This window comes from Vibrio sp. 10N.222.49.C9 (genome assembly GCF_041474985.1).
GTDB classification, from domain to species: Bacteria; Pseudomonadota; Gammaproteobacteria; order Enterobacterales; family Vibrionaceae; genus Vibrio; species Vibrio crassostreae_C.
On sequence record NZ_JBFRVD010000076.1, the window covers coordinates 1 to 302 of the forward strand.

The 302-nt window shown below is 48.3% G+C and carries 1 protein-coding gene; it reads left to right on the forward strand.

What is annotated here, in order from left to right:
- A partial coding sequence (locus tag AB4585_RS21665; protein WP_372170881.1) for a cadherin-like domain-containing protein occupies positions 1-302 on the forward strand: 302 nt, incomplete at both ends.

Here is a 302-nt window from a genome sequence, read left to right on the forward strand (position 1 = left end):
TACGATGGCGGTGACGGTATCCTTACTGATAACGGTAATGGTACTTACACCTTTGCGCCAAACGAGAACTTCAATGGTGACGTAAACTTCGGCTTCGATGTATCAGACGGCACCGATACGGTCTCTGCCAACATCGATGTGAGTGTAACTGCGGTTGATGATGCACCTGTGTCAGGCGATTTAGCGTACTCAATCGATGAAGATGGTTCTATCCGTCTAAGCCAAGAGCAACTGTTATCACAAGCATCTGATGTTGAAGGCGATGACCTTACTGCTAGCGACCTTACGGTTGGTGGAGATGC